This window comes from Acidovorax sp. HMWF018, assembly GCF_003061035.1.
Lineage (GTDB): Bacteria > Pseudomonadota > Gammaproteobacteria > Burkholderiales > Burkholderiaceae_C > Acidovorax > Acidovorax delafieldii.
The window spans coordinates 5,246-13,849 of the sequence record NZ_QAIM01000517.1 but is presented as its reverse complement, the minus strand read 5'-3'; the positions used below and the strand labels follow the sequence as shown (position 1 = coordinate 13,849).

The following is an 8,604-nucleotide window of genomic DNA, read 5'->3' as shown; positions in this document are numbered from 1 at the left end:
GTGTGCCGCCAGCGCCTCCAGCATGCGTGGCAGCAGCCGGGTGCTGACACCCGCCGACACTCCCACCCGCACCATGCCTTCGCGGCCCGATGCGTGGCGCCGCACGCGTTCCACCAGGTCATCGCTGGCCAGCAACAGCTGGCGGCCTTCGCGCACCAGCACCTCGCCAGCAGGGGTGAGGTCGGCCTGCCGCCGCCCGCGCACCACCAGCTCGGCGCCCAGGCGCGATTCCAGTTCCTTGATGTGCATGCTCACCGTAGGCGGCGCGAGGTGCAACGCCTGCGCTGCGGCCGCAAAGGTGCCCAGGTCGGTGATGGCAATCAAGGTCTGCAACTGGTCGAGATTGAGGTTACGCATCAGCTTTTGTGAAGTGAGTCGTCATTGAATTCAACTTTACAGATGGTAAGCCCGGCGAGAGCATTGCGGGGCCATGAAACACCCGCATCCCCACACCACTTCCCCCAGAGCCGTCTCTGCTTCAAACCTTGTGGGCCGCCACCGACCTGTGCGAACCGTTGCCATAGTCGTGTTTCTGCATGCGCTGCGTTGGGCCGTGGCGGGCGCGCGCAACGCCAGGGATCGGTGGGTTGCCGCTGCGGCGCGCGCCGAGCGGCGCGTCACCGAGCCGTTCAGGGTGCCCCCAGGTGGTGGGTGAGAGCCATATTTGAGTGAAATTGGCGTGTAGCGCAGGTAATTCATGCGCTGGTAGCTATCATTTCAGGAGTGAAGGCTGGTTGCTGGTCAGCCGGCAGTCGCCTTCGCCGCCGTGCCCTTCGCAGAGTCATGGACATAACGGGGCGTTCGGCGTGTGTGGGGCCTGAGGGCGCTTACTTGCGCTGGTTGAAATGGCTCTCGACTTCGGCGGTATGGCCGGCATAGCTCTTGGAGATGGGCCAGGTGCTGCACAGGCTGGTGCGCAGCCGTTGGCCTGATTGGAAGGCGAACACCATGTGCTCGGACCCCTTGGCGAACCGCACGCCGCAACTTCCCTGGTCGCCCCGAGTGTGCACCGTGATGGCCGTGGCCTGATCGCCTTTGTAGATGGTCGTGGGCCTGAAAAGGGCTCGGTACTCGTTTTTGTTCGCAGGGTCGACGATCTCTTCTGTCACAACGCCTTTGAACACGACCGTGGCCTGTGGAGCATTTGCTTGCGCAGAGGCGAGCTTGCAGCTGCATGCATAGGTATTGCCGGCCAGCCAGGCCATGGCGGTGGCGCAAAAGATGGTGGGGATGGGCTTCATGGGGGCCTTGCTCAGAGGATGGAGTGGGGCAGCTATCGATTCGGCAGTACCGGTGTTGCAGCCGTGCTGGGGCAGTTCAATGCTGGTGACGGGCGCTCGTTGCCAACAGTGGTGCGTTCGTGACGCCGGGCACCGATCAGGCTGCAGCAACGTGCTCCGCGATGGCTTGTCCCACTTGCGTTGTACTGGCGCTTCCTCCCAGGTCCGGCGTGCGCGGCCCGCTCTTGATCACCTCTTCGATGGCCGCCACGATGGCATCGTGTGCCAACCTGCCCGCGCCCTGGCCGTGGGTGAGGAAGTCCAGCATCAGCGCTCCCGACCAGATCATCGCAATCGGGTTGGCGATGTTTTGGCCGTAGATGTCGGGCGCGGAGCCGTGCACGGGCTCGAACAGGCTGGGGAACGTGCGCTCGGGGTTCAGGTTGGCCGAAGGGGCCAGGCCGATAGTGCCGGTGGTGGCCGGGCCCAGGTCGCTCAGGATGTCGCCGAACAGGTTGGTCGCAGCCACCACGTCAAAGCGGCCGGGCTGCAGCACGAAACGGGCGGTCAGGATGTCGATGTGCTGCTTGTCCAGCGTGACCTCGGGGTAGCCTTGGGCCACGTCGTCGGCACGCTGGTCCCACCACGGCATGCTGATGGCGATGCCATTGCTTTTGGTGGCCAGGGTCACGTGTTTCTTGGCGCGGTTCTGGGCCAGATCGAAGGCGAACTTCAAGAGGCGGTTGGCGCCGTGGCGGGAGTAGACCGACTCCTGGATCACGATCTCGCGGTCGGTGCCTTCGTACATCACGCCACCCAGCGAGGTGTATTCACCCTCGGTGTTCTCGCGCACCACGTAGTAGTCGATGTCGCCCGGCTGGCGACCGGCCAGGGGGCAGGGCACGCCTTCGAACAGGCGCACCGGGCGCAGGTTGATGTACTGGTCGAACTCGCGGCGAAACTTGAGCAGCGAACCCCAGAGGGACACATGGTCGGGCACGGTGGCGGGCCAGCCCACGGCGCCAAAGAAGATGGCGTCCATGTCCGACAGCTGTGCTTTCCAGTCGTCGGGCATCATTTTTCCGTGGGCGGCGTAGTAGTCGCAGCTGGCCCATTCGAAGGTGGTGGTTTCGAGCGCGATGCCAAAGCGTTTGGCAGCGGCCAACACCACGCGCAGGCCTTCGGGCATCACCTCCTTGCCAATGCCGTCTCCGGCAATGAGGGCGATGCGGTAGGTTTTGGCGGGGGCGGAAGAGGTCATCAAGCGGTCCTTGCAATGGCTTTAAGGGTTCAGCTGCAGGGCGCAGCCAGCGGCATGGCGTGCATTGTTCCCAGCGCTGCCGATAACTACAATCCGCCAACTGTGGCTTCATCTTTCACACTTCGTGCATAAAAATCCTGCAGCGGAAGACCTGCGCGTGTTCACGGCCGTGGTGCGCAAGGCGAGCTTTGGCGGCGCTGCCACCGAGCTGGGCACCTCACCCGCGTACGTCAGCAAGCGCATCCGCCTGCTGGAGCAGGACCTGCAGGTCAAGCTGCTGCACCGCACCACCCGCCGCGTGGCGGTGACGGAAGAGGGTGAGCGCGTCTTTCACTGGGCGCAGCGCATCCTGGACGACATGGAGCAACTGATGCAGGAGGTGGCGGTGACGCGCAGCGAGCCGCGCGGGCTGCTGCGGGTGAGCAGCAGCTTTGGCTTTGGCCGCCAGATCGTGGCGCCCGCGCTGTCACGGCTGGTGGAGCAGCACCCGGGGCTGCAGGTGCGGCTGGAGGTGTTTGACCGGCTGGTGGATGTCGCGGGCGAAGGGTTCGACCTGGACGTGCGCGTGGGCGACGAGATTGCGCCGCACCTCATTGCCCGCCGCCTGGCCGACAACCACCGCGTGTTGTGCGCGGCGCCCGCCTACCTGCAGCGCAAGGGCAGCCCGCGCACGGTGGCCGACCTGTCCGCGCACGACTGCCTGGTGATCAAGGAGCGCGACCACCCCTTTGGCGTGTGGCGCCTGCGCAGCGGCGCACAGGAAGAATCGGTCAAGGTGCGCGGCCCGCTGTCGGCCAACAACGGCGAGATGGCCGTGCAGTGGGCCGTGGACGGGCGCGGCGTGGTGCTGCGCTCGCTGTGGGATGTGGGCGTGCACCTGCAGGCAGGGCGCCTGGTGCAGGTGCTGCCGCAGTGGCAGCAGGAGGCCAATGTGTGGGCCGTGTACCCCACGCGGCTGGAGCGCTCGGCCAAGGTGCGGGTGTGCGTGGAGTTTTTGCAGGCGCATTTCCGCGCCGGATGGATGGCGCGGGGCGCAGAGACTGGAGCGGGTGAAAACGCCCCGGTTTGAAGCAAAAATAGCTGCTAGCGCCCGTCTTGCAAGCGCTGGCAGCTATCAAAAAGATACCGGTCGTGCCATCGGCTCGACCGCAGGGGCGATCAGCCCGCCAGCGCGGCCTTCACCGCAGCCGACACCTGGCCCATATCGGCCTTGCCCGCCAGGCGGGTCTTGACCACACCCATGACCTTGCCCATGTCGCCGGGGCCCGAAGCACCCACTTCGGCCACGATGGCCTTCACGGCGGCCAGCGTTTCCTCGGCCGACATGCGCTCAGGCAGGTAGGCCTGCAGCACCGCCATCTCGGCCTTTTCCTTGTCGGCTAGGTCCTGGCGGCCTGCGCCTTCAAACGCGGTGATCGAGTCCTTGCGCTGCTTGATGAGCTTGTCCACGATGGCCACCACGGCCGCGTCGTCCAGGGTGATGCGCTCGTCCACTTCCTTCTGCTTCATCGCCGCCTGCAGCAGGCGGATGGTGCCCAGGCGCTCGCTGTCCTTGGCGCGCATGGCGGTTTTCATGTCTTCGGTGATCTGGTCCTTGAGGCTCATGAGGCTTTTCCTTTGTCTTTGTGTGGGTCAGGCAGGGACTTAGGGTTTGCAAAAAGCCCCTCTGGCTAAGCGTAGTGCCGCAGACAGTAGTCTTGCTACGGCAAGGCGCTACAACAACGCCAGAGGGGCTTTTTGCAAACCCGAAAAAACAAAAACCCGCGCTTGGCGTCCCTAGCGCGGGTTTGTCGGCACTCCGTATCAGGACGGTGCCAAAGCGGTACTCAGTACAGCTTCTTGGGCAGTTGCATGCTGCGAACGCGCTTGTAGTGACGCTTCACGGCAGCAGCCTTCTTGCGCTTGCGCTCGGCGGTGGGCTTTTCGTAGAACTCACGGGCGCGCAGGTCGGTCAGCAGGCCGAGCTTTTCAATGGTGCGCTTGAAGCGGCGCAGGGCAACGTCAAAGGGTTCGTTTTCTTTTACGCGGATCGTAGTCATTAGCTAATGTTTTCCAAATGGTGCCTGCAGAGGGGCTTGGGGAGATCGGGCCTCAAGTCCGTACAAAGCGGTTTCCCCGTCTGTAACTAGTATTTGGCCGACGGGGCATTGCCAGCAAAGCAGGAGATTATAGCCTTTATCCACGCCCATGGCGCAAGCGGTGGGCGCGTGCCCGTGGGCAGGGCGCGGGGCGGGCTGTTTTCAGACGGACTGCACCGCAATGGCGCGGAAGTTGCTTCATGTTGTAACACTCCTAATCACCGGTGGGGAGCCCTGGCCATCCGCCCGGGCGGCCCCGCCGCAGACACCATGGCATTCATGCACCGCGTATCGGGTTGGCTGGGCCGGCTCAGTGTGGGCCGCAAGCTCATGCTCATCTATCTGCTGGACCTGACGGCGGTGATCTACGTCTCTAGCATCCTGATCCACGAAAAGTACCTGGCGATCGACTTCACGCGCAAGGAAGTGGTGGGCACGACCTATGCAGCGGTGGTGCGCGACGGGCTGATGGGGCAGTTTCTGGACGCGTCGCAGCAACCGCCGCTGGTGGCCGACGTGCTCACCCGGCTCGAGGCGGTGCGCGCGGCCCACGACGAGCAGCTGCGCACCGCCGATGTCGCCCAGCGGTTTGGCGTGGCGCTGCAGCAGCTGGCGGGGCCGTCCCCGGAGGGCTCGCCCACCGTCGATCCGCAGACGCTCACCCGCCAGCGCAGCCAGTTGCTGCGCGAGGGCCGCGAGCTGCTCACCACCGTGGGCAACCAGTCCAACCTGATTCTGGACCCGGACCTGGACAGCTACTACGTGATGTCGCTGGTGGTGCTGCGGTTTCCCGAGCTGCTGCAGGCGGTGCATGACACCGTCAGCTTCCTGAACGCGGCGCCATCGCGGCGCGGGCCGCAGTGGTCGTCCGAGCTGCTGACGCTGGTGGGGCGGCTGGATGCGGTGATGCTGGGCATCGAGTCGGACTACAACCAGGCGTTCATCGCGGGCTCGCCCGAGATGCGGGCCGCGCTGGTGCGCCAGCGCGAGGCGCTCAAGGCGGCGCAGGAGGGCTTTCAGGCCTTGCTGCAGGGCATTGCATCGGGCGAGTCGCGCCTGACGGTGGCGCAAGTGGGTGTGCAGGAGGCCCTGGTGCTGGGCGCGCTGCGCGATGCGTGGTCGGTGGGCATTGTGGACCTGGAGCGTTTGCTGAACCAGCGCGCCGACAGCCTGTTTGCCCGCATGTGGCTGCACCTGGGCACGGCGCTGGTGCTGCTGGGTTGCATCCTTTCGCTCGTCACCCTGGTCGCGCGCCAGATCGCCAAGCCGCTGCAACAGCTGGCCCGTGTGGCCGACGAGGTGCGTAAGAGCGGCGACCACACGCTGCGCGCGCAGTGGAACAGCCGCGACGAAATCGGCCGCCTGGTCACTGCGTTCAACGAGATGCTGTCGCAGCTCGACCGCGACCGCCTGCTGCAGCAGGAACTGGCCGCCAGCGCCCGCGCGGCCGAGGCGCAGCGCGAGCTGGTGGAGGCCTTCCCCATTCCCATGGTTGTCACGTCCATCCCCGAGCATGAGGTGCTGCATTCCAACGCGCCCGCCGCCCCCTGGCTGGGGGGCCGCAAGACCGACCCCTGGGCCGTGGGGCTGGAGCCCGGCGTGCGCGCGCGCTTCTTCCAACGTCTGGCGGACCAGGGATCGGTCGATGAATTTGAAGTGCGCTGGAAGGGCAGTCCCGAGCCATCCTGGGCTGTGCTGTCGGCGCGGCGCCTGCAGTTCCAGGGGCGCGACTCGGTGCTCACGGCCTTCACGCCCATCAACGTGCTCAAGGTGATGGAGCAGCGCCTGGAGCTCTGGGCCAAGGTGTTCGAGGCCTCGTCCGAAGGCATCATCATCATGAATGCCGAGCAGCAGATCATCAGCGTGAACAAGGCGTTCTGCCGCAGCACGCACTACGACTTCTACGAGGTCATTGGCGAGGACCTGGGCTTTCTGCTGGAAGAGTCGGGCACCGAGCCGCTGTCCGCACAGATCCAGCGCACTATGCTCGACAAGGAGTCGTGGCAGGGCGAGGTGCGGTTTCGCCGCCGCTCGGGCGAGACCTACCCGGCTTGGCTCATGGTGTCGGCCGTGCGCGAGGGCAAGGGCGGTGCGGTGGCCAACCACATCGGCATCGCCATCGACATCACCGACCGCAAGCTCAATGAGGAGCGCATCCAGTTCCTGGCGCACCACGACGTGCTCACCGAGCTGCCCAACCGGTCACTGTGCGTGCAGCGCCTGCAGATGGCGCTGGCGCAGGCCCCCATTACCGGCGAAAAGGTCGCGGTGCTCTTCATCGACCTGGACCGCTTCAAGGCCATCAACGACACGCTGGGCCACCACATTGGCGACGGCCTGCTGCGCTCGGTGGCTGCGCGCCTCACGCAGGCCGTGCGCAGCCGCGACACCGTGAGCCGCCTGGGCGGCGACGAGTTTGTGGTGGTGATGCGCGACGTGGCCGGGCGCGAGGACGTGCAGCAGCTGGTGGAGCGGCGGCTGATCCCGCTCATCCGCCAGAGCCATCCGGTCGAGGGGCATGAGCTGAATGTGTCCTGCAGCGTGGGCATTGCCGTGTACCCCGAGGACGGCAGCGACATCGATGAACTCATGCGCCGCGCCGACGCCGCCATGTACGAGGCCAAGACCACCGGCCGCGACATGGCGCTGTTCTATTCCATGGAGACCGACCAGCGCGCGGTGGCCCGCCAGACCATGGAGCAGCAACTGCGCCGCGCGCTGGAGCGCAACGAGCTGAGCCTGCACTACCAGCCCCGTCTGAGCGCCCAGGGTACCCAGCTGCTGGGCGTGGAGGCACTGCTGCGCTGGACCAGCCCGGTGCTGGGCTCCATACCGCCCAGCGAGTTCATCCCCATCGCCGAGGAGACCGGCATGATCCGCGCCATTGGCAGCTGGGTGCTGCAACAGGCCTGCGAGCAATGGGTGCGCTGGCAACAACTGGTGCTGGATGCGGGCGTGGGCGATGCCGCATCGCCTCACCCGTTGGCGCGGGTGTCGATCTCGGTCAACCTATCGGCCGCGCAGATGTCTGACCCCGCGCTGGTCACCGACATCGAGGCACTGCTGCTGCGCACCGGCATGCCCGCGCACCGGCTGGAGCTGGAGATCACCGAGTCTCAACTGATGGACAACGCCCATGCGGCCGAGCAGCAACTGGCGGCGCTCAAGGCGCTCGGCGTGCAGCTGTCCATCGACGATTTCGGCACCGGGTATTCCAGCCTTGCCTATCTGAAGCGCTTTGACATCGACCGCCTCAAGGTGGACAAGTCCTTTGTGCGCGACATGCTGGCCAACCCAGCCGACATGGCCATCACCCGCGCCATCATCGCGCTGGGCCACACACTGGGGCTGCGCATCGTGGCCGAGGGCGTGGAAGACCTGGCCACCGCCCAGGTGCTGAGTGCGCTGGATTGCGAGGAGCTGCAGGGCTACCACTTCAGCCGGCCGCTGCCGGTGCCGGAGCTGGAGGCCTGGGCCTGCCAGCACCAGCCCTCGGGCGCGCCGGTGCGGGAGGCCGCTGTGCTGGCCTGATGGACTTTTACAGCGCCGTCAGTGCGCAGCGCCAGCAGGCTCTGCCTGCGGCAGTGGCAGCGCCTGCGCGCAGGCATATGCGCTGGCCCACGCCCATTGAAAGTTGTAGCCGCCCAGCCAGCCCGTCACGTCCACCACCTCGCCAATGAAGTACAGCCCCGGCTGGGCCTTGCACTCCATGGTCTGCTGCGACAGCGCCTTGGTGTCCACGCCGCCCAGCGTCACCTCGGCCTTCTTGTAGCCCTCGGTGCCCGTGGGCGTCAGCTCCCAGCGCGCCAGTTGCTCGGCCAGGCGTGCCAGGGCCTTGTCGCTGGCCTCGTTGATGGGGCGCTGCCAGTCGGCCTCGCGGCTGGCCCAGGCATCGGCCAGGCGGCTGGGCACCAGGGTGGCCAGTTCGTTGGACACCAGCTTGCGCGAGCGGGCCTTGCCCTGCGCCAGCGCGGCGGGCAGGTCCACCGTGGGCGCGAGGTTGATGGCCAGCGGCGTGCCCTCCTGCCAGTAGCTGGAGATCTGC

The 8,604-nt window shown here is 66.1% G+C and carries 8 protein-coding genes; 2 read left to right on the top strand and 6 right to left on the bottom strand.

Annotated features, from left to right (window positions below):
* The 3 genes from DBR23_RS22055 to DBR23_RS22045 all read right to left on the bottom strand — a co-directional run.
* Nucleotides 1-357: LysR family transcriptional regulator (locus DBR23_RS22055; protein ID WP_146191404.1), on the bottom strand; the 357-nt coding region annotated here is incomplete at its 3' end.
* Between the two features lie 470 nt (nucleotides 358-827).
* Complete coding sequence (locus DBR23_RS22050) at nucleotides 828-1,205, bottom strand: hypothetical protein (protein WP_158276481.1); 378 nt, start codon at nucleotides 1,203-1,205, stop codon at nucleotides 828-830.
* Between the two features lie 172 nt (nucleotides 1,206-1,377).
* On the bottom strand, nucleotides 1,378-2,481 hold the full coding sequence (locus DBR23_RS22045) for a tartrate dehydrogenase (protein WP_108499584.1): 1,104 nt from the start codon (nucleotides 2,479-2,481) through the stop codon (nucleotides 1,378-1,380).
* 124 nt (nucleotides 2,482-2,605) lie between these two features.
* On the opposite strand from DBR23_RS22045, the gene DBR23_RS22040 reads away from it, so the two are divergent.
* On the top strand, nucleotides 2,606-3,550 hold the full coding sequence (locus tag DBR23_RS22040) for a LysR substrate-binding domain-containing protein (protein WP_199227776.1): 945 nt from the start codon (nucleotides 2,606-2,608) through the stop codon (nucleotides 3,548-3,550).
* Nucleotides 3,551-3,639: 89 nt separating this feature from the next.
* On the opposite strand, the gene DBR23_RS22035 is transcribed toward DBR23_RS22040, so the two are convergent.
* Together DBR23_RS22035 and rpsU are read right to left on the bottom strand one after the other, a co-directional pair.
* The gene (locus DBR23_RS22035) at nucleotides 3,640-4,086 is read right to left on the bottom strand and encodes a GatB/YqeY domain-containing protein (protein WP_015015172.1); all 447 of its coding nucleotides are present in this window, start codon (nucleotides 4,084-4,086) and stop codon (nucleotides 3,640-3,642) included.
* A gap of 221 nt (nucleotides 4,087-4,307) precedes the next feature.
* Nucleotides 4,308-4,520: a 30S ribosomal protein S21 gene (rpsU, locus tag DBR23_RS22030; RefSeq protein ID WP_007833691.1), complete on the bottom strand. Its 213-nt coding sequence runs from the start codon at nucleotides 4,518-4,520 to the stop codon at nucleotides 4,308-4,310.
* Between the two features lie 309 nt (nucleotides 4,521-4,829).
* Here rpsU and DBR23_RS22025 point away from each other — a divergent pair, with 309 nt between their 5' ends.
* Nucleotides 4,830-8,090 carry an EAL domain-containing protein gene (locus DBR23_RS22025; RefSeq protein ID WP_108499582.1) on the top strand — a complete coding sequence of 1,087 codons (3,261 nt, stop codon included), beginning with the start codon at nucleotides 4,830-4,832 and terminating at the stop codon, nucleotides 8,088-8,090.
* Between the two features lie 18 nt (nucleotides 8,091-8,108).
* On the opposite strand, the gene DBR23_RS31495 is transcribed toward DBR23_RS22025, so the two are convergent.
* Nucleotides 8,109-8,604, bottom strand: a 496-nt coding sequence (locus tag DBR23_RS31495) for an NAD(P)/FAD-dependent oxidoreductase (protein WP_233250666.1), incomplete at its 5' end; no start/stop codon positions are given.